The 287-nt window shown below is 33.8% G+C and carries 1 protein-coding gene; it reads right to left on the bottom strand.

The genetic code is table 11. The features are described 5' to 3' along the window. Nucleotides 1–287, bottom strand: a 287-nt coding sequence (locus SB679_RS23790) for a TolC family protein (protein WP_410704723.1), incomplete at both ends; no start/stop codon positions are given.

Here is a 287-nt window from a genome sequence, read left to right as displayed (position 1 = left end):
ACACTTCATTCTGTCTCAGTAATAGATCGATTTCTCCTTTTTGGGTTTCTGCGGTATTGATTTCGATCTTTTTGATGTCACCAGCTTTAAATCTTACGGTTGCAATTCTGATAAACTCTTCATAAAAACCTGCCAGACTGGTCAGTTTTTCTTTATTATACTGAAGATATTCAATCTGGTAATAATAGGTCCGAACGTCTTTAACAAGCTCGTTGATAGTAACCTCTTTATCAATCTGCTTACTCTTAATATTTTCATTTTTGAGTTCCTTTCTTGCCTTAAATAAG

The organism is Chryseobacterium sp. SIMBA_029 (assembly GCF_046535275.1).
In the GTDB taxonomy this organism is placed as follows: Bacteria; Bacteroidota; Bacteroidia; order Flavobacteriales; family Weeksellaceae; genus Chryseobacterium.
Note: the sequence above shows the minus strand (reverse complement) of the source record. Positions and strands in the feature narration are given on the sequence as shown.